The following is a 22,726-nucleotide window of genomic DNA, read 5'->3' on the forward strand; positions in this document are numbered from 1 at the left end:
ACTTTGAGTTCTGTCTTTACGTAAAAACGAGCGCGCGTGTTATCACTTTTTAACAATGCCTGTTATCTCAAGAAGAACAGTGTTAACTCTTTGATTAACAGTAGCTTATACAAGCTTCTATCAAATAAACGAGACTAGACCCTCGACAAAAAAAGCCATTTTTCATACTCAAATTGATTTCAACTCCAATTATCTGTTTAAATATACAGCGGTAGAAGTTGAAGATAACTAACAATTTTTCAGAACAAAATTCAATGACATATGGGAATGCGAGGGTTTTAGTTGACTGAAAAGTTTAGCCACTTGGTTAGAGTTCTTTGCATGAGGAAATTTAAGTCAAATTGCGACCCTTTCGTTCAACTTCAACTTAGCTCTGACTGATGTATGGAATCCACTCTCTCCGCGGCTAACTACACTTTAGCCAAGGTTTTCAATAATGAGGCTTCCAGCATGCTAAATAGTAACGTGATCGGTATAGACCTAGCGAAAAATGTCTTTCAAGTTTGTCATATCAGTATCCATGGAGAACTACTGAGTAACAAAGCTATGAGCAGGCAAAAACTTAAAGAGTTTTTGGCAATGGCTAAACCTTCTATTGTGGCTGTTGAAGGATGTGCTAGCTGCCATTATTGGGGACGTTTCGCTGAACAGTTTAGTCACGATGTACGAATCATTAACCCAAAGAAAGTTAAAGGCTATCTTGAAGGTCACAAAACTGACGCGAATGATGCGTTAGCTGTAGCGAATGCCGCATTACAAATTGGTCTTAAGTACAGTAAGCCCAAAACAGTTGACCAGCAAGGACTTCATTCTCTTGAAACCAGTCGTCAGTTATTAACTCGTTCTATGGTTTCCATAGGCCAGCATATTCGTGCGACCATTCTTGAGTATGGTGTTGTTAATGCTAAAGGAGAAATCGGTCTAAAAAAATCGGTTACCTCAGTTCTTGATGGACAGTCCGAAATGCCAACACCATTGGTTACGACGATTACAATGATGTGGCAACAATACCTCAATCTAAAATCAGAGTTGAAGCAGTTAGAAAAAACCAAAAACGCTCTTACTCGACAGATTGAACCATGTCGTAGATTAATGGAGTTAGAAGGGATAGCCGAAACAACAGCGTCAATGCTGTATGTCACATTAGGCAATGGCGATCAGTTTAAAAATGGCCGGCAAGCCTCAGCGTTCGTTGGCTTAACCCCAAAACAACATAGCTCTGGTGGTAAAACTATAATGCTTGGGATTAACAAAACTGGTGGAGTAAAAGATCTACGCTCATTACTCTATTTAGGTGCGATGTCCTACCTTGCTAGACTTCCTGAAGTTCCTACTACCCAGAAACAGGCATGGTTAATTGAACTGGTCAAGAGGATTGGCTTTAAACGAGCCTGTATTGCATTAGCAAATAAGACGGTTAGAACCGCGTGGGCAATGCTCCGCTATGAGACAAAATATCAATCAATACCAGCAACAGTTTAAGTGTAACGCAGTACCAAATTTTACAAAATGATGATGCATAATAGGTAAGACCAACCTACTGAGAACCTGACCGAAGTGTAATGTTTTCAAAAACTGCCTAACTGAATAGGTCAGTAGGTGCGCAAACATCAAAGGTTAGGGGGTAGCTCCCCCAACAGAAACCGAATATACGACCGCATCTTAACTTTTATGGTTCGTCGCTTTGTAAATACGTGGATTCCATATACACTTTGGGGCACTTTCAAGCTAGGAAGCAACGAATAAGCTATGATTACTCAGCGCTTCTAAAGACCTTAGACATTCCCTACTCTAAGCTGAAATATGTTTCCAACGCCTGATATGCTTAATAGCTTGCTCAAAACTCACTCGGTCTATCTCTTTTTTAAGCTCTAAAACACTAAATTTACTTCCATATACATCATTAGTGATATCACCATTAAGGTGTCCTACCAGTTGCCTATGAATAGGATGGATACCACCGTTCTTTACGAAAAAGTCGATGAAGGTATGACGGAAACTGTAAAACGACTTAGCTTGCTTCGTCAGCGCCATTTTTTCGGTGAATTGACGACGGAACCAACTATCTACCTTGCCGTAGAACTTAGCCCTCTCAGTGTATGTAAGCTCAGGAAAAAGCCACTCTTCAGCCTTCACTGAGTTCAAATACTGCTCAAAGCCCAGAATAATAAGTTGTTTGTGTACAGGAATAGTTCGTTTAGCTGTTTTGTTCTTAAGACTTTGAGAAGAGTGATCGTTTGACAAAACAAAGCACAATACGCCATCAATAGTTTGGACATCGACATTTCGCAACTGACAGCACTCGTTTGGACGCATGGAAGAGAATAGGCAAATAAGTGGAACCCAGTACTGGTAGTTCAGCTTCTGCCGACTACGGGGCTTAGAACCTAACTTACTGAGGGTAAATACTTCATGTGAAAAGATTTCTTTCAAATCTATTAATGAGAAAGGCTTTTTGCGGTCTTTTTCTTCTCTAGTGTCGTTATTTTTAATTGAAGTCGATAAATCTGCGAATGGATTTTTTGATAGTTCCAAGTGCCTACACGCCCAGCTATATAAACTGGAACACCTTTGTATATATCTCGCAGCAGTAACATCAATGATTGTAGGAAACCCAAACTCTTTATTATTCTCAATGGCTTGAAGTACCGTCATGTCACCAAAGTATTTTTTATTTCTTGGATTATTTAGATCTTTTGGAAGGGAGCGCAAAAGCTCAATGGCATCCATCACATCATCACGGGATACCTCAATAAGATTTGTCGTGCCAATGAGAGCATGTACTAATCTCACATTTGAAGCTACGTCTTTAATACTCGACTCACCAACATTTTTGGCACGCTTTTCCTTTGCATAGCTTGCTAAGACATCTTCTAACTCAATGCTTGGCTGTTTGGTATCTTCATAGACAAACCCTTTTAGATCACCTGTAGAACTCTTCGATTTTTGTAATCTAGATTTAGTCGTAACCGATTCTAATACAGGTTCGACATTGGTATGTGTGGAGTCAAATTGATTTTCGGGTTCAGCAATCTTTTGCCTAAGTTCAAGTTCTAACTTCAGAGCAAGTAAAACAGCACGCTGGTAATCTCTGGTGTACAAGGATCTTTTGAATTCAGTTCGGTTGTAGAATTGGGCTTGAAATGCTTTTGGGATCTGATAACGAAAGTACCAAATTCCGGATGATTTACGGCTGAGATAGCGCATGTTTAGTACCAGTGTTTAGTACCAATTTGCTTTTTAGCGATATGAAGGAAATTAAGTTGTTGAAAATAAAGAATAAAGCAGTAGTTGGGTGGAAGCCCCAGCCACATCCCGGCACACAAGTCATTCGCTGCGGCTGCTTCCTTCCGGATCTGACCGAGTTCACGAACTATTGTTGCGAGAGGACCAGAGCCTCCATAGTTCAACTTCAATAAATAGCTTTACCGAAGAAGTGAGGGAATTATTCAACATCCCCACAGTTTATACAAGCGCTTTTTATTGCTTTGGTGCTAACCGTTGAAAGTTTAGTCGCCAATTTCTTCATTTATGCGCAAGATGTAATCTGTCATCCAGATTGCACCCAGAATTAGTAGCCAAACCAGTAGTACGATTCCTTGTACATTCCCGCTTGGCATTGCAACCAATGAAGCAAACGCTGCTGTTGGTAATGTCCAACATTGCAATTTAAGAAGCTTCGATTTACTTTTGACCATGCTTTCCATAGAGAACATGATGCCAACAATCGTCAAAGAGATAAGAGCGGCATGAGCCATATCAGCCACAAGTAGAGGGAGTACTAAAAATAGAGCCCACCAGCCATGCTTAGACGAAGTTTTCCAAGATACCGCTGCTAACCATATCATCGCAACGCTGACTATTTGCAATAGTGTGTAGATGGCCTCGCCGCTCAGCGCACCAATGATTTGCGAATATATAATCCCTGATTGCATGAACAAGAAAAACGAAAACACACCAAGGCGAGCACCAATATTGCAACGCTTAGAAAACGCTACCATCAATAGAGGGAATAAGATCCACATCGATACCGAGAGTGCTGTAGGTTGATATGAGAGTGTGAAGCCATATAGGCAAAGACCAACAAGTAGAAAAATACCTGATGCGCGCGAACGTGAGATAATCCATAGTGCTGGAATAGCCAAAGCCAGAACGGGAACATTTCCCTGACTGACATCAATGGACTGAGCACATATAATGGCCAACAACGTGGTAATAAAGAACTGAACTGTAGAAAACATCAGACTCGCCTCCTTGCGATTACTGTTTTTATTCCTCAATTTATTTAACAGTCGATAACATTATGCACCAATTAAAATACAAAGTCTTTGCGTTAGTTCACCAAATTCCACTAGGAACGGTCAGTACCTATGGCGATATTGCTAAATTTTCAGGCTATCCAGGTTATGCAAGGCAGGTAGGCGCCATTTTAAGTAATTTACCCGATGGCTCAGCCCTTCCATGGCATAGAGTAATCAACAGTAAAGGTGAAATTTCACTTAAGGGGGAAAACCTGCAACGCCAGAAGTCACGGCTAGTTGAAGAAGGTATTGCCTTTAGCGCAGCTGGAAAAGTGAAGTTAAAGCAGTTTCGCTGGCAGCCCTAGGCCAAAAGCTCAGGACAACCACTTTTCTTGAAATGTTACATAAATGTAAAAATTTAACGAACTCCGACTAATCGAATCGCTACCTCATGGGTCTGTTCGATATCAGTAATGACTCTTACTGCGGTATCTGTTGTGAACCTAAGTTTTCCATCCACTCGAATTTGAGCACGAACATTGTAGGTGTGGCGAGGATCAATATCGGCACTGTTGTAGCTTAAGCTAAAGCTAAACGGCACCTGCTTGCCTTCTGTCGTAAAGGTTTGAGTATCTAGAACGACAGCTTTTGCATCTGCTAGGGAGGTATCTTCAAGAGTCACAGTAACCTCGGCATTATCCGGTAGAGCTATTCTTTCCCTGTAGGCAAGAGTCCCTGTGACCTCTACCATATCTGCGCTTTGTGCCATGTTTTCTTTCACTGCTTCGTTCTCTGTTTGCGCACATCCCACTAGCAACACGCCTACTGCTGATGCCAACATCCAATTTCGTAAGTTCATGGTCATTGATTCTCTCTTATTGTTGGATTATTTCTGCTTAGTTTGTCATGTCTATCCTACGCTTACTTACTGATGTAACTCAATATAAAGCGAGCGAACCGTCATAAATAGCACTTGTTTAATAGGTCGTTAACAGGTATTTTCGGGTTGCATATGAATCGGAGGTCGGATGAGTAAACCACTAAATAAACTATTAACACTTTTACAGTTAGAGCAACTAGAACTTGGTTTGTTCCGTGGTGAGAGCGAACATCTCGGATTGCCGCAAGTTTACGGTGGTCAGGTACTAGGACAAGCTCTTTCTGCTTCTCGTTATACAGTCCCAAGTGATCGTAGCGTCCACTCTTTTCATAGCTACTTCTTACACCCTGGCGATCCCAATAAAAGCATCATCTATGATGTAGAGAATCTTAGAGACGGAAGAAGTTTTAGCACTCGACGTGTAAAGGCAATTCAGAATGGTCGCCCCATTTTCTATCTCACTGCGTCTTATCATGGTGAACAGCCAGGATTTGAGCATCAAAATTCTATTCCAGACATCCCAGGACCTGAGAATTTTGCTTCAGAGGGTGAACTCGCTTCTAAGATTGCCGAGTTTTTGCCAGAGGCAATTCGTCAAACCTTCTGTGGTGAGAAAGCTATTGAGGTTCGCCCTGTTACAGTAGTTAACCCACTCAAGCCTCATAAAGAAGAACCTAAACAATATCTTTGGATAAAAGCGAATGGCGAACTTCCTGAGAGCCAATTAATCCATCAATATATTTTAGCCTATGCATCAGACTGGGGTTTCTTGGTAACCGCACTTCATCCACATGAAGTGAGCCTATTCACTCCTAAGTTTCAAGTCGCCACCATCGACCACTCCATGTGGTTCCACCGCCCATTTAAGATGGATGATTGGCTGTTGTATGCTATTGAAAGCCCTACTGCGGCGAACTCTAGAGGCTTAGTGCGTGGAGAAATCTTCGACCGCGCAGGTAACATGGTGGCAAGTGCGGTTCAAGAAGGTGTAATGCGCTTTAAATAAACATCGTCGTAAACATAGCAAAGCACACTCATATTGGGTGTGCTTTTTAGGTTTCTACACATATGGTGATCTAATCCGTTTGTTATCCGCATAACTATCCTAAACATCAGAATTACTTGCTGATTTTGTGAGCTGGCCGACTATAAACGGCTGTTTAGGTTAACATTCACAACACCACTGTTAACATCCTTTTAGCAATTGATATTGCAAATCCTCCATTTCTTTTCTCCCTCAGATGTAAAGGCAGAACATGATTTATTTACAATTCGGCCTCTACCTAGTTCTTATGCTAGGGATAGGCTATTACTCCATGAGAAAAACACACGACAACCAAGACTTCATTATTGGTGGTCGTTCACTAGGACCTGTGACTTCCGCTGTTAGTGCGGGTGCATCTGATATGAGTGGCTGGCTGCTATTGGGCCTGCCAGGTGCAGTATTCGCAAGCGGCTTGGTTGAAGGCGTTTGGATTGGCTTTGGTCTTACTATGGGTGCTTACCTAAACTGGCTTATTGTGGCTCCGCGTCTTCGCATTGCAACAGAGGCAAGTGATACCGTTACTCTGCCTAGCTTCTTATCAAAACGATTTGAAGACAACTCTGGTCTAATCAAAACTGTTTCAACCCTCGTTATCCTTTTCTTCTTCACTTTATACGTGGCTTCGGGTTTGAAAGGGGGCACTCTTCTCTTTGCTCATAGCTTTGGTGCGACCGAGGAAGTTGCACTGTATGTAACAGCATTCGTAGTCATTTCCTATACCTTTCTTGGCGGTTACATGGCGGTATGTTGGACTGACCTTATTCAAGGCATCTTGATGCTTGCAGCCTTGTTCTTCTGTATGTTGCTCGGCTATATGGCAATTTCTGATTCAAGCGTTGTCATCACGGACGTGAGACCTGAAGCATTTAAGTTTTCCACCAGCTTTATTACTGGTGCCTCTCTGGTTGCTTGGGGCTTAGGCTACTTTGGTCAACCACATATCCTTGCTCGCTTCATTGGTATTGATAAAGTGGAGAACATTGGCAAAGCCCGTCGAATTGGTATCACTTGGATGGTGCTAACTCTAATATTGTCTGTATCGATTGGTCTTATCGGTATTGGTTACGACGCAGCTCATCCATTGGCAACTGTGACTGGAGAAGGTGGCAACAGCGAACGTATCTTCTTAGCGTTGACTGATGCTTTATTCCATCCTGTATTTGCTGGCTTTATTTTAGCGGCTGTATTAGCAGCTGTAATGTCTACAGCCGATTCACAACTGCTTGTCCTGACCTCTTCGCTAACAGAAGATATTGGCTTCATTAGCAAGATGGACGAGAAGAAGAAAGAATGGATCAGCCGTATGGGTGTTGTTGGATTTGCTGTATTCGCATTAATCATCGCAGCGAACGATGATGGCTCTATTCTTGCTATGGTTGGCTATGCTTGGGGTGGATTTGGAGCGGCGTTTGGTCCATTGATGATCTTATCTCTATGCTGGAAAGGAACGACTAAAGCAGGTGCAGTAACCGGTATGATTGTAGGTGCAGTTAGTATCTTCGTCGTTAAGAACTACATCTCAATCGAAGGCGAGTATTTCTATGAGCTATTGCCAGCGTTTATTCTATCTTTCATCTCCATTATTGCTGTCAGTAAAATGACCACAGCACCTTCTGAAGAAACACTAGAAAAATTGAAAATCTAGTCTAAATAAAACTCAAAAAGCGAGGCTGAAATAGTCTCGCTTTTTTTATGTGCGACCAACAATCTTTGTTCTAAACACCACTTAAAGGCAGCTCAGTCGTGTACTTAATAGATTCCATCGCAAAGGTTGAGGTCACATTGGATATTCCTGCGACCGAATTCACCAAGGTCTTGTAGAAATTATCAAAGCTCTGCATATCCTTTGCCAATACCTTAAGCATATAGTCATAGTCTCCAGCCATTCGATAGAACTCCATCACCTGTTCAAACTCAGAAACCGTATCCACAAACTGCTGATACCACTCATGAGAGTGGTCACTCGTTTTTATTAATACAAAGGCGGTAAAGGAGAGCCCCAATTTTTCAGGATCTAGAAGTGCCACTCTATTTTGAATAACCCCATCTTGTTCCAGTCGTTTGAGTCTTTTCCAGCATGGCGTTGTGGTCAAATTTACCGCTTCGGCAAGATCTGCGAGCGACACAGTGGCGTCTTTTTGCAGCATCGCCAGTAACGTTTTGTCTATTCTATCCAGACTCATTTCATTAAACTCCACTTAAAGAGAAAATTTTTCTACATTTTAGATTAAACGCTGCATTAATGGGTAAGTTTTTCTCATCAGTAAGGGGTAAATTAACTGCATTCGCTCAAAAGCATCAGGAATCTCATCATGAACACTGAATCTACTTGTAATAACAGTTGGATCAATCGCGCTATTCAAATCATTGAATCTGACTATCAACGCTCTGCCGACACTCACCTTATTAAACTCGACGTCGAAGAGTTTCCCGGTATTGATATCTACCTGAAGGATGAAAGTACGCACCCAACCGGTTCTCTTAAGCATCGTCTTGCCCGTTCACTATTCTTGTATGCACTATGTAACGGTTGGATTGGTCCTAAAACACCAATCATTGAGTCTTCTTCAGGAAGCACTGCGGTATCTGAGGCTTATTTCGCACGCTTACTAGGTCTACCGTTTATTGCGGTTATGCCAAAAGGCACAGCAAAGAAAAAGATTGAGCAAATTGAATTCTACGGCGGTAAGGCTCACCTTGTTGAACGCTCTGATGAGATCTATGCAGAATCACATCGTTTAGCTAATGAGTTAGGCGGTCACTATATGGATCAGTTTACCTATGCAGAGCGTGCTACTGACTGGCGAGGTAACAACAACATCGCCAACTCTATCTTCGGTCAAATGAAAATGGAACAGCACCCAATTCCAAAGTGGATTGTAATGAGCCCGGGTACGGGTGGCACCTCGGCAACCATTGGTCGCTTCATTCGCTATCAGCAATGCGAGACAAAACTTTGTGTTGTAGACCCTGAGCATTCGGTTTTCTACGATTACTACCTATCACGGGATGCGAAGATTACCTTAGATCGTGGCAGCAACATTGAAGGTATTGGTCGCCCTCGTGTCGAACCAAGCTTTATTCCTGGTGTGGTTGATGAAATGTTCAAAGTGCCTGATGCACACTCTATAGTTACTATGCAATGGCTAGAAGAAAAACTTGGTCGCAAAGTCGGACCGTCTACTGGTACTAATTTGTACGGCGTTTTCCAGCTAGCAAGAAAGATGCAAGATAATGGTGAAACCGGTTCTATTGTCACTCTATTGTGTGACAGTGGAGAGCGATATCTGGATACTTACTACAATCCGCAATGGGTTAAAGAGACCATTGGCGACATCAGCATCAGTCGTGATCATCTGCTCACACTACTGGCGTAACCTCATCAGTTTGCATTAGCCCACTGATATCAGATTATATGCAACAAAGCCTGAACAAAAAGGATAGGATTTTAACTAGAAATAGATAAGCTCCTATCCTTTTGTTGTATCCTTAAACCATGATTCAAACACTTGAGTTTATCTAAAGGTACAATGCTGCAAATTGAGCTTCCTGAAGGTTATTACCATCACAATTTCAATACCCTAATTGAGCATGCCAAAGAACACTATCCTGATTTGTTGCACTCTGAAGAGCAGCAGTGGATAAAGGATTATTATTCTCTCGATATAGAGGCACAGCGATTACTCGTTCGTTTGTATTCAAGAAAGGGAGAATGGTTTCGCAGTGACAAATTAAACTACGCAGAAATCCCAGATTTAAACTCAGCTATAGAGAAGCTTGCAAACCATAGCTTTATCTCCATCCCAGATGTCATAAATACCGAAATTCTGTGTCACTCCGTACTCACAAAGCCAGAGCTTCTTAGGTTATTTCCACAACTAAGCAAATCCTTACCTAAACCAAACCTTGTAAAACAAGCCTGTGAAGAATGTACTGAATTTACCACCCACCCGCTTGATTTTACCTTGATACACCTAGAGCACAGCGTCTTCCTTCGCACATTAACCACACTGTTTTTTGCCAATGCACGGCAGGATTTAAGTCAATTTGTTCTTAGCGACCTAGGGCTTCATCAATTTGAGCAGTACAACCTAAGCAAAGAACTGCGCTTTTTTAATCACCGAGTTGAGGTCGAACAATTGCTATCGCTGGCACAAATTAGCGATCGCTACTATCAAATAGACAAGTCAGCTTCTAGGGCGCAAAAGCTTGAATTTTTGTCGGGACTACTTGACGCTATGCCAACAGAACTAGAGCATTCTTATGTAGTTAGGCAATATCAACGATTAACCAATAGCCTTGCTCGTGATTTTGAGCGCTTACAAGACTACGACAAAGCACTGCCATTATTTGAGCAAACCAATCTCTCCCCTTCAAGAGAGCGTAGAGTACGTATGCTAATTAAACGTGACATGTTAAATGAGGCTAAAAAGCTTGTAGAGCAAATGCTAGAAACGCCTCTAGATGAGCCCGAGCATGAGGTAGCACTGCGATTGCATCAACAGATAAAACGTAAACTCGGCATCAAGACGACAGCGCCTCCTAAACCAACCATTGCGTCATACCATATTCAGCTCGATCTCACCGCCATGAGGGTTGAATCCGCTGTAGCTCAAAGTCTAGAGCAGGCCGGCTGGCAACCCTACTTTCTTGAAAATACCTTTCTAACAGGCTTGTTTGGTCTCGCGTTTTGGGACGTGATATATGCGCCAATTGAAGGTGCCTTTTTAAATGCCTATCAGGTTGGGCCAAAGGATCTTTACACACCTCAATTTATCGAAAAACGGCAGCACCTAATTAAGACTCGGATGAAGGAATTACAGCAGTTAGGTTTTATTGAGCTAGAAAGAGTCTATCAAGATAAGCTAGGTCTCACTAACCCCTTTGTACATTGGTCAATGTTTGATATGGAGGTAATTCAACACGTGAAGCTCTGTTTTAGTATGGAACAGTTACTAGGGTTATTTGAGGTAATACTGGGTGATATTCGAAGCTTTAGAACCGGCATGCCTGACCTCATTGCTTTTAAAGACAGTGACTATCGCTGGATTGAAGTAAAAGGGCCGGGAGATAAGTTGCAAGACAACCAAATTCGCTGGTTTAAGCAGTTTACAAGACTCGGTATCAAAGCAGAGGTTTGTTATGTAAATCATTAGCTCTCTAACGCTACCTTACCTAAGAGAGCTAATGAGCATTGTTATTTCTTGTCTTTCGCCTCGAATGCGGCAAGTTGCTCTGGTGTAGCAGGCAACTGATGATTCTGCTTCCACTCATTATAAGTCATACCGTACACTCGCATGCGAGCATCATCGATATCAAGGTCTAAGCCACTATCTTTTGCTTCAGCGACATACCACTTGCTGAAACAGTTACGGCAAAACCCAGCCAGAATCATTAAATCGATGTTCTGCACATCCTTATTGTTGTCTAAATGAGCCAGTAGACGACGAAATACTGCAGCATCCAGTTTGTCCTGCTCTTCTTGAGACAGTTGTTGATGTTTTACCTGAGTCAATGTTCTTCTCCTTAAACAACACTAGATAACGTTTTTGATATTTATAGAAACCTAGTTGTAATATAACTGTTAAGCTTATGATGTAAATACACTTTCGAACAGTTTGTTATTTATCTAAGCTAAGTATCGATAATGTTAATACTAACACGTAATCAAGGATGACTATGAACAAGCTACGCCTCTTTAGCTTAATACCCGCAACCCTACTTTCACTGTCTGCTTCCGCTGCGGGTAATAATTCATTTTTTCTCGGTGTCGGAGATGTTGGCTTCTCTCCAGACGGTGATTCAACCGATAGCTTCTCCAGTCCAAGCTTTATTATCGGCGGGGGACAATCCTTCAACGAGCACCTCAGCATGGAAGGCTTCTTTCGCTATTCCGAAGCCTCTGATGATGCAGAGACCTATGAGATTAATTACTACGAGTTAGGATTATCCTTATTGCTATCAACCGGCGAATTAGGCGATACGCCACTGGAGATCTTTGGCCGTACTAGTGCCATTGCGACCAACATCCAAGGTCATGATACGAGTAATGGGTCCAGAGAAGATATTGGCGATACTACCGGTGGTGTGTTTACAGTTGGTGCGGGATTGCAGTGGAATATCAACACTGATTACTGGCTACGTGCAGAATACATTTATGGTTACGCAAATTCTGGTGTTGGCAAATACGATGCAGACTATGATGGTTTACAAATAAGCCTTGGACTCGATTTTTAGCGATATGGCATCTAAAGAGTAGCGAAATGATGACCGACCCAAGACCACCTAACTCAACACCTCTCCCCACTATAGAGCTTGAGTATAAAGGGCCTTTAGACTGGCCCTTTATGCTGGGGTTTTACCAAAGAAGAACCATTGAGCATATCGAGATAATTGATGAGAACCACTACTCTCGGCATGCCTTGATAAACAACCAACCTATTTGGTTTCGACTTACTCAGAATCATCCTCAATCCCTCACTCTAGAGTACGATATTGCTACTGATACGCAGCTTCAACCTCTTGTTACCAAGCTGAGGAGGATGTTTGATCTTGATGCGGATATCGACGTGATTGAAGCTCACCTTAATGCTCTTGAGCCTAGTCTTGTCAAAAAAACAGGCATTCGCATACCTGGAGTTTGGAGTTCATGGGAAGCTGGAGTTAGGGCTGTACTTGGGCAGCAAGTCTCTGTCACTGCCGCCATTACTCACTTAAACAGATTAACCAAACAACTGACCGGCTTTGCACATTTCCCTAGTCCCGAATTAGTCGCAAGTGCAGACCTATCTTTTTTAAAGATGCCTCAACGTCGGAAAGATTCTCTTAGTTCCCTTGCCCAATTCGTAGTTGACCATCCAAGTGTATCGCCCAATGAATGGCTGTCAATTAAAGGTATTGGTCCCTGGACTGTGCAATATGTTCAACTACGTGGACTGTCAGAGCGAGACTGCTTCCTCAGTGGCGACTTAGTGGTGAAAAAGGCATTAGCTAATTTTTCTAGGCTTGATGAAGATGCAGTACACCCCTACGGGAGTTACGCCACTTTTCATCTATGGAATCAATAAGCCAGACCCGAGGTTCTGGATCTGGCTTAGTTAGTTAAGTCATAAATTCAATTATTTAGTGGCTAATACGTCCCTTGGTATCGTGTTCAAGATCTTGATTTAGCATCTCTTCTACATGACCAGGTGACTGAGTTTTTATCGACAGAAGTCGGTACATTGCAGGGATAACAAACAAGGTCACTAAACTTGCAAACGCCATACCAAAGAAGATAACGGTACCCACCGCGATACGACTCTCGTAGCCAGCACCCGTTGATAAAATCAATGGGATTGCACCGGCAAGAGTAGTAAAGGCCGTCATCATGATAGGTCTTAAACGGCGCGCCGAGGCATCGATGATCGCTTGCTCAAACTCAACTCCTTTATCTCTAAGTTGGTTAGCAAACTCTACAATCAAGATACCGTTCTTGGTCACCATACCAATCAGCATGATCATGCCAATTTGACTGTATACATTTAGCCCTTGAGACATGATCACTAACCCAAGGAAGCCACCAAAGATACCCATAGGCACAGTGAACATTACCACTAACGGGTTGATGAAACTCTCAAACTGAGCGGCTAATACCAAGTACGCCACCAGCAGTGCTAACGCAAACACAATCAAGATAGAAGATTGGTTCTCTTTGAAATCTTTGGACTCACCCGAATAGTTAATCGAAATGTCACTAGGCAAAACTTCAATAGCTTTCTGATCTAAAAAGTCCAATGCGTCACCTAAAGTCGCCCCCTCTTTTAGGTTAGCTTTAACGGTGATGGACTTCTGTTTGTTGTAGTGCGACAAACGAATGGCGGAGGCAATCTCTTCCACCTTAGTAATGGAATCTAAGGTCACCAACTCACCGCTACCCGTGCGCATATAAATCTGACTCAGATCTGTGATGTTATTAAAGCGATTCTCATCACCGCGTAGATAGACATCATATTCTTCACCGCGGTCAACATACGTTGTCTCAGTTTTGCCCCCTAGCATGATCTCCAAAGTATCGGAAATATCGCTTTGAGTAATACCAAGCTCCGCAGCACGATCTTTGTCAATAGATACCACAAGCTCTGGTGTTTTTTCAGAGTAGTCGGTGCTCGCGCCATCCATAAACGGGCTGTCGTCCGCTTCATTCTTTAAGATTTCCGCCCATTTCTCCAGCTCACTATAATCAGGACCGCCAAGAACGAACTGCACCGGTTCACTAGAACCGCCTCTAAAGCCAGGCAAGAATGGGTAGATACGTACATCCGCAATATCGCCAAGGGCTTTTCGTACAACCCCCAATGCTTCATTTGCGGATTGGTCTCGTTCTTCCCAATCCTCTAAGATCATGATGACAAAGCCCGTTTGGTCGCCTGCATTCCCGCCAAAAGCGGGTGATTGAATTGAGAATGATTTAAGCAATCCTTGCCCCAGTAGAGGTAACAGGCGAGTCTCAATGATGTCCATATTGACTGCCATGCGGTTATAACTTGTCGCGTCTGCGCCTCGGGCAAAGGCAAAGATCACACCGCGATCTTCTTGTGGTGTTAATTGTGCTGGCACATGATTCATAAGTTGATATGAACCGCCTACACAGGCAAGGATAACAACAGGCGCAGCCCATCTAAGCTTTAACGCTACGATAAGTACACGTCGATAGCCTCGTTCGAGCTTCTTAAATAAAAACTCTACACCGCGATTGAATCGATTTGGTTTCACATTAGCGGATAGAATTTTACTGCCGAGTACTGGTGTCAAGGTCAAAGCAATCAGTGAAGAGAATATGACAGACATTGCTAACAGAACTGAGAACTCAGTGAACAGCAAGCCCACCATGCCGTCCATGAAGGAAATCGGCAGGAATACCATCACCAACACTAGTGTAGTTGCAACAACGGCAAAGCCTACCTCTCGCGTACCTTTATAGGCCGCAAGTAAAGGCGTTTCACCGCGCTCAATATGGTGGAAGATATTTTCAACAACTACAATGGCATCATCTACCACCAAACCAATGGATAAGATCAACGCCATTAGCGTGATAAGGTTAATACTAAAACCAAAGTAATAAGCGGCAATAAATGAAGAGATTAGCGATACCGGCACCGTTACCGCTGGGATCAACGTCGCTCTTGCTTGACCGATAAAGATATACAGCACCAGCACCACAAGGCCGCCAGTGATAAACAAGGTATTGTAAACCTCGGAAATAGAACGATCGATAAACACTGTCGAGTCGTAATCTACCGCCAAGCGCGTCCCCTCAGGTAAGAACTTTTGAATGTCATCGACCTGTTTGTGAACCGCTGTCGCCACATCCAAAGGGTTGGCATCCGATTGAGGTACGATCCCCAAACTCACGTTAACCACACCATCACTTCTAAAGGTGGAGTCTTCGTTTTTAGCGCCGAGGTAAACGTCCGCAACATCTTTTAGATAGATTGGAGTGCCGTCTGCAGCCCTTCTTACGACCAAATAATCAAAATCTTCCGCGCTGTTATAAGTACGATCGGTTCGCACCGACATAACGATGGCATCGTTTCGTACTTGACCACCCGGACTTTCAATATTTTCAGAGCGCAATGCCGAGGTAATATCCGCTGTCGTCACCGCTCTACCTGCCATTAGGACGGGCTTGAGCTTAACGTACATCACCTTATACAAACCGCCTGAAACCTGCACCGAACTGACGCCGGAGATAAGGCTAAAGCGGTCGAGTAAGACGCGGTCAACATAGTCGGTAAGCTCGGTCCTATCTAAAAAGTCGGAACTTAAATTGATGTAGATAGAGGCTTCACCACTGCCATTATTTTTGTAAACGGTCGGTGTATCAGACTCATCTGGTAGCTGATTTTGAGCCCTTGCCACTGCATCACGTACGTCACTGACTCCCGTGTTGAGGTCATACCCTAAATCAAACACCACGGTAATACGTGAGAAACCATTTCGAGTGGTGGAGGTAATTTCGTCGATACCACTGATGCCTGATAATTGATCTTCAATAACAGAGGTTATCTGGCTTTCAATAATGGTTGCTGAGGCACCATCGTAGCGAGTGTTAATAGAAACTACAGAGCTTTCAATATCTGGCATCTCTCGTACAGCAAGCTTTGAAAATGAGACAATACCAAACACACACAGCAATAAGCTCAGAACTATAGCGGCAACAGGGCGTTTAACCGAAATGTCAGATAACAGCATTACTGGCCAACCTCACTGCTCTCTTCCTCACCAACCACTTTAACTAAAGCGCCACCACGCATATTTACTACGCCTTGAACTACAATGGTTTCCCCCACTTCTAAGCCTTTTTCAATAACAACTTCGTTCTCTACACGAGTGCCGAGAAAGACCTCGCGACGTACCGCTTTATTGCCTTCTTCAACCACATACACGAATCGCTTAGTTCCCATGTACTCAAGAGCTTGTACAGGAATAATTGCCGCTTCTATCGGTGGAAATTTCATCGTCGCTTGAACCAGCATACCAGGCTTCAATTTTTCGGTGTCATTATCAATATCGATACGCACGCGAAGGTTCAAGGTATCAGGGTTTACACGCGAGTCGATGCCTACTAACGTGCCCTCAAACGCTTGGTCGCCCCATGCATTGGAGATAGCAGAAACCGACATGCCTGTAGATAGCAATGGTAGGTATCGTTCCGGTACCTGAAGATCCAATTCCATTTTTTCTAGGTTATCGAGCGTTAGCAACTCTGTGCCCGCACTGACCAATTTACCCAAGCTAAAATCAATGAAACCAATCTGCCCTGTAAACGGGGCTTTAAGCGTTCTGTCTTGTAACTCAGCTTTTGCTGCGTCTAGACGAGCTTTTGCAATATCCACGCTAGATTTTTGCCCTTCAATCTCAGTCAAGGTGATTGCTGCACTCTTTCTCAAACGCTCATATTCATTAAGCTTTCGTTGTTCGTCGTTCAGGTAAGCTTGCGCTTCTGCAACCGATGCTTTTGCTTTGTCATCACTGAGTTTAACGAGCACTTGACCCGTCTTTACGTTCTGATTCGTTCTAACAGCAATGCGCTCTATCGTGCCACTGACTTCAGGGGCAATAATGACCGATTGTGATGCTTTAAGTTTACCAACCAATGCTAAACTTTGAGAGATCTGATGCACTCCCACTTCTTGTGTGGTAACAGCAACTTGAGAAGGCCCACGAGGCCCATTTGCAAATGAAGGTGCAATAAGTAATGCACTGAGCAAAAGTGTTGACGCGATAGAGAGGGGTTTAGCCATTTGTTGAGTCATAATCTTCATGATCGTTAGTTGATTTTCCTATTCTTTCTTCATTTTATCAGCTCGATGCGCTTATAACGTCAATCAATGTAAAGTATTGGGATTTAGAAGCATTAATACGTTTTGAGGTGGTTATACGATCGCCTATAAAGCTAAGCTTTACGTACAATTGACCAACGGAAATGACGCTTTTTAGCCATTGCGTGCAAAAATCGGGCATACAGACTGATTTTTTAAGAAAACACTTTACAGAAAATCCTGCTCTGGATATTATGCGCTCCGAACTTGAGAACAGTGTTGGGAAATCTGTACTTAAGTATAAAACACCCTGGTGGGGTTCCCGAGTGGCCAAAGGGATCAGACTGTAAATCTGACGGCACTGCCTTCGATGGTTCGAATCCATCTCCCACCACCACATTCTCTTGATTGATTTATCAGTTAAGGCAAACTTGATTAATGGGTTGGGAAACCTTTAATTAAGTATAAAAATACCCTGGTGGGGTTCCCGAGTGGCCAAAGGGATCAGACTGTAAATCTGACGGCACTGCCTTCGATGGTTCGAATCCATCTCCCACCACCACATTCTCTGAGTTGATTTATCAATTGAGAAAAACTTGATTAACGGGTTGGGAAACCTTTAATTAAGTATAAAAATACCCTGGTGGGGTTCCCGAGTGGCCAAAGGGATCAGACTGTAAATCTGACGGCACTGCCTTCGATGGTTCGAATCCATCTCCCACCACCACATTCTCTGAGTTGATTTATCAATTGAGAAAACTTGATTAACGGGTTGGGAAACCTTTAATTAAGTATAAAAATACCCTGGTGGGGTTCCCGAGTGGCCAAAGGGATCAGACTGTAAATCTGACGGCACTGCCTTCGATGGTTCGAATCCATCTCCCACCACCACATTCTCTTGATTGATTTATCAATTGAGAAAAACTTGATTAACGGGTTGGGAAATCATTAATTAAGTATAAAAATACCCTGGTGGGGTTCCCGAGTGGCCAAAGGGATCAGACTGTAAATCTGACGGCACTGCCTTCGATGGTTCGAATCCATCTCCCACCACCATATATACAAAAAGACCCGCTCATTGAGCGGGTCTTTTTGTATGTGCTACTTTTTACTGTCCGAAAGAGCCTTGCACCTTCGACTAGCTTACCCATCGTTAAATCCTTTCTATTAATTTGTAATCAGTATAAGTGGTGAACAAAGAATGAACAGGAAAGTGAGTTGAGGATCTTGGTCGAAAATCTTGAATAGCGACATCTTCATCCTGATGAAAACCGGAATGCCTACCCAGCAGGACCTGAGTGAGCACATATCTGGATTTCGTGCTTCATAAAATATTGGATAGATACCCCGTACTTTCCAGTATTACGTTGGCGCAGTAACGTTATTCATTTTATGCTCGTGATGTGCAATCCCACCTTTCCTCATCTATCTAAAAAACCTATAGATACTCATTGGTTACCATTACTCCCACTCGCTATATTTCGCATTCACGAAATCAATGAGACTTAGAATGCGCAATTTACGGCTAAAACAGAGGCTTCCCTGGAAGTGGTCACTCATCGTCATGTGTGGGTTACCCTTGCTCTCACACGCTGGTGCTATGGACCAATTTACAGATCCAAAAGATGGCAAGTTAGATGCAAGCCAATACATTCTTGATAATGCGACGGGATTTCTGCCCGTACCTGTTATCATTAATGATCCTGCTATTGGCGCTGGCGGTGGTGCGGCTTTACTGTTTTTTCATGAATCAGAAGATCGTAAACAAAAGCGTTTATCCGGTGAATTGGTAGCGGACATCCCTACCAGTGTTTCCGGTGTCGTTGGTGTAGCAACAAGCAATGGAACAAAAATTCTGGGTGGCTTCCATTCCGGCAATTGGTATAACGATAGAATACGTTATCTAGGTGGCTTGTTTGGTGCTGAAATAAACATGAAGTTCTATGATCAGAATGATGCAATCAAGTTCAAATCTAAAGCCATTCATTTCTTTCAAGATATTGATTTTCGTATTGGGCAGTCTAACTTCTTTATTGGTGCTAACTATGCCTACACCGACTCAGACACGTCTTTTGATTTGTCAAAAATAATCCCTGAAATTGGACCTACTAATCCAGCAGAGCTTAGAGATGGTGCTTTGGGTCTAAAGTTAACGTTTGATAATAGAAATAATCAGTTTGCTCCAACGGTAGGAACAAAAGCGGGCATCGAATATAACAATCACAATAAAGCCTTCGGAGCGCAATTTGATTATCAACTCTGGCATGCTTTCGCTATGCATCACACTCGTTTATCAAATAAGTGGGGATTGGGACTACGAGCTGATGCTAAAACAATAACCGGAGATACTCCTTATCCATTTTATGCTCCTCCATCGATTGATATGCGGGGTATTGCCATGATGCGTTATCAAGGTGATAGCACAGGTCTTGTTGAAGCGGAGCTTAGCTACGACATTGATGACCGTTGGACTGTATTGGGGTTTGTTGGCTCAGGTGTTGCTGTAAACGAAGACCAGAAAGTGTCTGACGCTACACTACGCAATGTACAAGGCGCGGGTTTTCGCTACCTAATCGCACGTCAACTAGGATTAACTGCCGGTCTCGATGTTGCCGTTGGACCAGAAGAGACGACTACTTACATTCAATTTGGTGGCGCTTGGTAAAGCGAATTGATGGAAAAATTACTAATTAGATAACTTCTCTAAAATAAAAAGGGCATGCTGTTTACACAACACGCCAGAGCCAGTCACAGGCTAAAACTCTCTAGTAGGAATGAAAACACGACACTGCGTGCACATCATCACCTTCTAATACTGGTTTCTTCTAGCGCGTTCTAGTCTAAGATCTGGGATAGGTAGCGCTGACATCAAAGCTCGTGTATATGGGTGTTTTAGTTCAGCAAACAGGGCTTCTGCTTCGCCTAACTACACAGCTTTACCTTCGATGGTTCGAATCCATCTCCCACCACCATATATACAAAAAGACCCGCTCATTGAGCGGGTCTTTTTGTATGTACTACTTTTTACTGTGTGAAGAACCTTGCACCTTTTGTAAAAAGTAACCCTGCTTGTCTATATCAAATCTCTATTGTGCTCTGACTCAAGCTCCAGCTCCGGCCCCTTCGGAATAACCTGAGTTGGGTTAATCCCCTTGTGGCTGAAATAATAATGGCGTTTGATCTGCGCAATGTCCGTTGTCTCAGCAACACCTGATATCTGATACAACTCTTTTAGATACCCTTGAATTCGTCGGTAATCACTAATGCGTTTCTTATTGCATTTAAAATGCCCCACATACACCGCATCAAAGCGTACTAAGGTAGTAAACAGGCGCCAATCCGCTTCCGTTAATTGTGATCCCGTTAAGTAGCGATTCTCTGCTAGATGCTCATCGACTTTATCTAAAGCCGTAAACAAGGCATCAAATGCCTCATCATAAGCCTCTTGAGTTGTGGCAAACCCACAGCGATACACACCGTTGTTGATATTCGGATAGATATAGTCATTCCATTCGTCAATATCGCTGCGCAATGCCAATGGATAATAATCGTCGTGATTGCCCGTAAGCTCATTGAATTCACTGTTGAACATACGAATGATTTCAGACGACTCGTTGCTGACTATAGTCTGAGTTTGCTTGTCCCATAACACTGGCACAGTAACTCGACCGGTGTAATCCGATTTTGCCTGAGTATAAACTTGATGCATCTTGGTATGTCCGAACAAAAGCTCAGGTGTATCAAACTCCCACCCTTCGGACAGCATGTCTGGGCTGACAATACTCACCGATATATGTTCTTCTAATCCTTTAATAGATCTAAAGATCAGAGTTCTGTGCGCCCAAGGACAAGCCAAAGAGACATAAAGGTGATAACGACCAGATTCGGGCTTAAACTCTGCATTGTCGTCATTTTCTATCCAATGTCTGAACCCTGCATCTTCACGCACAAACTTACCGTTATTGGATTTAGTGTCGTACCACACATCATGCCATACACCTTCGACTAGCTTACCCATCGTTAAATCCTTTCTATTAATTTGTAATCAGTATAAGTGGCGAAGAGAGAATGAACAGGAAAGCTCGTTGAGGATCTTGGTCGAAAATGTTGAAGAAGAAAATGGCCTCCAAAGACTCAATGAGTACAATGCTGGTTCAATGCACGAGGCTACGGTTCGCTGACATTGACCGAGAAAAATCATACTAGTAGTGGTATCAGATATGTGACACAGACAAAAGCCGTAAGCTAGAACTCTTACGGCTGTAATTCTAATGACAAGTAACCAGAACGTCTTATGAGATTACTTCAATTACGGTCCACGATAGTTTAATCAAACTTAGCTAACATCTCTAGTTGCGATCTTGTTAGTCACCAGACCATGCAAATACGGTATCCTCACGACTTTCATCGTATTTTAATGCTTTATCGGCGGCGTCAATACACGCCCGACCATCAGGGTTAATACCTCGATTAGTCAACTCCATAGACAGTTCATGTTGTGAATGCGCGCCAAGTTCTTGATGAAATTGCTGACATAAGCGAACCGTTTTTTCTTCTTCAATGGAGCTTGGAGAGCTCATGGCACATCCAAACATTACAGTGGATAAAGATAACAAAATAATATTTTTCATCATAACACCTCTTGGATTCCAACTAATAGAAACTGTGTTCCAAACTATCTACATTATTTCTAAATATTTTAATACACTGCATTTTGTAGGCGTTTGGTAGGTACTTATTTAGATTACATCAATATATTGACCATTATGGAATAAGCGATATTACAAATTTTATCAACAAGTTCCTTCACATTTAAAATTCACCAACATGAAACTGGCATTAAAAACATATTATCTTAGACAGTGAACTTCGTATCACTTTAATTTTAGTCAATTTCCTTTATGGAAATATTGAATTTCCTCGATTATTAACCTAAACAGATATTATGATAATTGCAATTGAGCGACTTATTGATAATTCAGACACTTAACACTAGCCAAGCCCATAACTCAAGGTGAAGCAGAATAGCACCAGTCACTTATTTCAATACAAACAAGAGGTTACCAGCAACAAGAATAGTTAATATTACATTATTAATTTTAAATACAGCTATTTAATCTTCTGCATGTTGTCAAAATGCCAACACGCTTATTGCAAAGGTCGCTACTGTTGACTTTAAAGATGATTAAGTAACTAGAGTAACGCAAGTTAAAGCTACTTCTACAAAGAAAAACCGCTAATAGTCAGACTCGACTTA

18 protein-coding genes, 5 tRNA genes, 1 other RNA gene and 1 pseudogene are annotated in these 22,726 nt (G+C 42.6%); 14 read left to right on the plus strand and 11 right to left on the minus strand.

What is annotated here, in order from left to right; genetic code table 11:
* Nucleotides 1–450 precede the first annotated feature (450 nt).
* A complete protein-coding gene (locus tag OCU48_RS08875) occupies nucleotides 451–1,482 on the plus strand; it encodes an IS110 family RNA-guided transposase (protein ID WP_141347421.1) in 1,032 nt (343 codons plus the stop codon).
* Nucleotides 1,483–1,791: 309 nt separating this feature from the next.
* Here OCU48_RS08875 and OCU48_RS08880 read toward each other — a convergent pair whose 3' ends face one another.
* The 3 genes from OCU48_RS08880 to OCU48_RS08890 all read right to left on the minus strand — a co-directional run bounded on the left by OCU48_RS08880 (nucleotide 1,792) and on the right by OCU48_RS08890 (nucleotide 4,244).
* Nucleotides 1,792–3,207, minus strand: a complete 1,416-nt coding sequence (locus tag OCU48_RS08880) for a site-specific integrase (RefSeq protein ID WP_141347387.1) — start codon at nucleotides 3,205–3,207, stop codon at nucleotides 1,792–1,794.
* Nucleotides 3,208–3,299: 92 nt separating this feature from the next.
* Nucleotides 3,300–3,396: signal recognition particle sRNA small type (gene ffs, locus OCU48_RS08885), an RNA gene on the minus strand.
* A 113-nt stretch (nucleotides 3,397–3,509) separates the two neighbouring features.
* Nucleotides 3,510–4,244 (minus strand): VP0952 family biofilm-associated protein, encoded by a 735-nt coding sequence (locus OCU48_RS08890; RefSeq protein WP_141347390.1) that lies wholly within the window; start codon nucleotides 4,242–4,244, stop codon nucleotides 3,510–3,512.
* 59 nt (nucleotides 4,245–4,303) lie between these two features.
* On the opposite strand from OCU48_RS08890, the gene OCU48_RS08895 reads away from it, so the two are divergent.
* Nucleotides 4,304–4,606: an MGMT family protein gene (locus OCU48_RS08895; RefSeq protein WP_141347386.1), complete on the plus strand. Its 303-nt coding sequence runs from the start codon at nucleotides 4,304–4,306 to the stop codon at nucleotides 4,604–4,606.
* A 53-nt stretch (nucleotides 4,607–4,659) separates the two neighbouring features.
* Here OCU48_RS08895 and OCU48_RS08900 read toward each other — a convergent pair whose 3' ends face one another.
* Nucleotides 4,660–5,106, minus strand: a complete 447-nt coding sequence (locus OCU48_RS08900; protein ID WP_141347385.1) for a YbaY family lipoprotein — start codon at nucleotides 5,104–5,106, stop codon at nucleotides 4,660–4,662.
* A gap of 163 nt (nucleotides 5,107–5,269) precedes the next feature.
* Here OCU48_RS08900 and tesB point away from each other — a divergent pair, with 163 nt between their 5' ends.
* Together tesB and putP are read left to right on the plus strand one after the other, a co-directional pair.
* Complete coding sequence (gene tesB / locus OCU48_RS08905; protein ID WP_141347384.1) at nucleotides 5,270–6,127, plus strand: acyl-CoA thioesterase II; 858 nt, start codon at nucleotides 5,270–5,272, stop codon at nucleotides 6,125–6,127.
* Nucleotides 6,128–6,377: 250 nt separating this feature from the next.
* Nucleotides 6,378–7,811 (plus strand): sodium/proline symporter PutP, encoded by a 1,434-nt coding sequence (gene putP / locus OCU48_RS08910; protein ID WP_141347383.1) that lies wholly within the window; start codon nucleotides 6,378–6,380, stop codon nucleotides 7,809–7,811.
* Nucleotides 7,812–7,881: 70 nt separating this feature from the next.
* On the opposite strand, the gene OCU48_RS08915 is transcribed toward putP, so the two are convergent.
* Nucleotides 7,882–8,349, minus strand: coding sequence for an Lrp/AsnC family transcriptional regulator (locus tag OCU48_RS08915; RefSeq protein WP_141347382.1), 468 nt, complete (start codon nucleotides 8,347–8,349; stop codon nucleotides 7,882–7,884).
* A gap of 129 nt (nucleotides 8,350–8,478) precedes the next feature.
* On the opposite strand from OCU48_RS08915, the gene OCU48_RS08920 reads away from it, so the two are divergent.
* The gene (locus tag OCU48_RS08920; protein ID WP_141347381.1) at nucleotides 8,479–9,543 is read left to right on the plus strand and encodes a PLP-dependent cysteine synthase family protein; all 1,065 of its coding nucleotides are present in this window, start codon (nucleotides 8,479–8,481) and stop codon (nucleotides 9,541–9,543) included.
* Between the two features lie 132 nt (nucleotides 9,544–9,675).
* The gene (locus OCU48_RS08925) at nucleotides 9,676–11,322 is read left to right on the plus strand and encodes a VRR-NUC domain-containing protein (protein WP_244312399.1); all 1,647 of its coding nucleotides are present in this window, start codon (nucleotides 9,676–9,678) and stop codon (nucleotides 11,320–11,322) included.
* Nucleotides 11,323–11,363: 41 nt separating this feature from the next.
* Here OCU48_RS08925 and OCU48_RS08930 read toward each other — a convergent pair whose 3' ends face one another.
* Entirely contained in the window at nucleotides 11,364–11,681 is a 318-nt protein-coding gene (locus OCU48_RS08930) for a DUF1244 domain-containing protein (RefSeq protein WP_141347380.1), read from the minus strand.
* A gap of 164 nt (nucleotides 11,682–11,845) precedes the next feature.
* Between OCU48_RS08930 and OCU48_RS08935 the strand changes: the two genes are divergently transcribed.
* Together OCU48_RS08935 and OCU48_RS08940 are read left to right on the plus strand one after the other, a co-directional pair.
* Nucleotides 11,846–12,403 carry an outer membrane beta-barrel protein gene (locus OCU48_RS08935; protein ID WP_141347379.1) on the plus strand — a complete coding sequence of 186 codons (558 nt, stop codon included), beginning with the start codon at nucleotides 11,846–11,848 and terminating at the stop codon, nucleotides 12,401–12,403.
* A gap of 26 nt (nucleotides 12,404–12,429) precedes the next feature.
* The gene (locus OCU48_RS08940; RefSeq protein ID WP_244312397.1) at nucleotides 12,430–13,233 is read left to right on the plus strand and encodes a DNA-3-methyladenine glycosylase family protein; all 804 of its coding nucleotides are present in this window, start codon (nucleotides 12,430–12,432) and stop codon (nucleotides 13,231–13,233) included.
* A 55-nt stretch (nucleotides 13,234–13,288) separates the two neighbouring features.
* On the opposite strand, the gene OCU48_RS08945 is transcribed toward OCU48_RS08940, so the two are convergent.
* Nucleotides 13,289–16,399 carry a multidrug efflux RND transporter permease subunit gene (locus tag OCU48_RS08945; protein ID WP_141347378.1) on the minus strand — a complete coding sequence of 1,037 codons (3,111 nt, stop codon included), beginning with the start codon at nucleotides 16,397–16,399 and terminating at the stop codon, nucleotides 13,289–13,291.
* The gene (locus OCU48_RS08950) at nucleotides 16,399–17,463 is read right to left on the minus strand and encodes an efflux RND transporter periplasmic adaptor subunit (RefSeq protein WP_141347377.1); all 1,065 of its coding nucleotides are present in this window, start codon (nucleotides 17,461–17,463) and stop codon (nucleotides 16,399–16,401) included. Before OCU48_RS08950 ends, OCU48_RS08945 begins: the two co-directional genes overlap by 1 nt.
* A gap of 318 nt (nucleotides 17,464–17,781) precedes the next feature.
* On the opposite strand from OCU48_RS08950, the gene OCU48_RS08955 reads away from it, so the two are divergent.
* The 6 genes from OCU48_RS08955 (at nucleotide 17,782) to OCU48_RS08980 (ending at nucleotide 20,134) form a co-directional block, all read left to right on the plus strand.
* Nucleotides 17,782–17,866: transfer RNA gene (locus tag OCU48_RS08955), tRNA-Tyr, on the plus strand.
* Nucleotides 17,867–17,946: 80 nt separating this feature from the next.
* Nucleotides 17,947–18,031 (plus strand) — tRNA-Tyr (locus OCU48_RS08960).
* 80 nt (nucleotides 18,032–18,111) lie between these two features.
* Nucleotides 18,112–18,196 (plus strand) — tRNA-Tyr (locus tag OCU48_RS08965).
* Between the two features lie 79 nt (nucleotides 18,197–18,275).
* Nucleotides 18,276–18,360: transfer RNA gene (locus tag OCU48_RS08970), tRNA-Tyr, on the plus strand.
* 80 nt (nucleotides 18,361–18,440) lie between these two features.
* Nucleotides 18,441–18,525: transfer RNA gene (locus tag OCU48_RS08975), tRNA-Tyr, on the plus strand.
* A gap of 454 nt (nucleotides 18,526–18,979) precedes the next feature.
* Nucleotides 18,980–20,134 (plus strand): BamA/TamA family outer membrane protein, encoded by a 1,155-nt coding sequence (locus OCU48_RS08980; protein ID WP_244312393.1) that lies wholly within the window; start codon nucleotides 18,980–18,982, stop codon nucleotides 20,132–20,134.
* 100 nt (nucleotides 20,135–20,234) lie between these two features.
* Here the strand turns inward: OCU48_RS08980 and OCU48_RS08985 are convergent.
* The 3 genes and pseudogenes from OCU48_RS08985 to OCU48_RS08995 all read right to left on the minus strand — a co-directional run.
* Nucleotides 20,235–20,395: pseudogene (locus tag OCU48_RS08985) on the minus strand (ABC transporter ATP-binding protein); the annotation flags it as partial.
* Between the two features lie 147 nt (nucleotides 20,396–20,542).
* Nucleotides 20,543–21,487 (minus strand): glutathione S-transferase family protein, encoded by a 945-nt coding sequence (locus OCU48_RS08990; protein WP_141347358.1) that lies wholly within the window; start codon nucleotides 21,485–21,487, stop codon nucleotides 20,543–20,545.
* Nucleotides 21,488–21,833: 346 nt separating this feature from the next.
* The gene (locus OCU48_RS08995; RefSeq protein ID WP_141347357.1) at nucleotides 21,834–22,100 is read right to left on the minus strand and encodes a hypothetical protein; all 267 of its coding nucleotides are present in this window, start codon (nucleotides 22,098–22,100) and stop codon (nucleotides 21,834–21,836) included.
* Nucleotides 22,101–22,726 lie beyond the last annotated feature (626 nt).

The sequence above is a fragment of the Vibrio inusitatus genome (assembly GCA_024346935.1).
In the GTDB taxonomy this organism is placed as follows: Bacteria; Pseudomonadota; Gammaproteobacteria; order Enterobacterales; family Vibrionaceae; genus Vibrio; species Vibrio inusitatus.

Bases quoted from the DNA above. Each gene is read 5' to 3' on its own strand.
- OCU48_RS08940 (WP_244312397.1), top strand. From the start codon at position 12,430: ATGATGACCGACCCAAGACCACCTAACTCAACACCTCTCCCCACTATA.
- OCU48_RS08935 (WP_141347379.1), top strand. From the start codon at position 11,846: ATGAACAAGCTACGCCTCTTTAGCTTAATACCCGCAACCCTACTTTCA.
- OCU48_RS08950 (WP_141347377.1), bottom strand. From the start codon at position 17,463: ATGACTCAACAAATGGCTAAACCCCTCTCTATCGCGTCAACACTTTTG.
- OCU48_RS08995 (WP_141347357.1), bottom strand. From the start codon at position 22,100: ATGAAAAATATTATTTTGTTATCTTTATCCACTGTAATGTTTGGATGT.
- OCU48_RS08920 (WP_141347381.1), top strand. From the start codon at position 8,479: ATGAACACTGAATCTACTTGTAATAACAGTTGGATCAATCGCGCTATT.
- OCU48_RS08990 (WP_141347358.1), bottom strand. From the start codon at position 21,487: ATGGGTAAGCTAGTCGAAGGTGTATGGCATGATGTGTGGTACGACACT.
- OCU48_RS08880 (WP_141347387.1), bottom strand. From the start codon at position 3,207: ATGCGCTATCTCAGCCGTAAATCATCCGGAATTTGGTACTTTCGTTAT.
- putP (WP_141347383.1), top strand. From the start codon at position 6,378: ATGATTTATTTACAATTCGGCCTCTACCTAGTTCTTATGCTAGGGATA.
- OCU48_RS08875 (WP_141347421.1), top strand. From the start codon at position 451: ATGCTAAATAGTAACGTGATCGGTATAGACCTAGCGAAAAATGTCTTT.
- tesB (WP_141347384.1), top strand. From the start codon at position 5,270: ATGAGTAAACCACTAAATAAACTATTAACACTTTTACAGTTAGAGCAA.
- OCU48_RS08915 (WP_141347382.1), bottom strand. From the start codon at position 8,349: ATGAGTCTGGATAGAATAGACAAAACGTTACTGGCGATGCTGCAAAAA.
- OCU48_RS08980 (WP_244312393.1), top strand. From the start codon at position 18,980: ATGCGCAATTTACGGCTAAAACAGAGGCTTCCCTGGAAGTGGTCACTC.
- OCU48_RS08900 (WP_141347385.1), bottom strand. From the start codon at position 5,106: ATGACCATGAACTTACGAAATTGGATGTTGGCATCAGCAGTAGGCGTG.
- OCU48_RS08895 (WP_141347386.1), top strand. From the start codon at position 4,304: ATGCACCAATTAAAATACAAAGTCTTTGCGTTAGTTCACCAAATTCCA.
- OCU48_RS08945 (WP_141347378.1), bottom strand. From the start codon at position 16,399: ATGCTGTTATCTGACATTTCGGTTAAACGCCCTGTTGCCGCTATAGTT.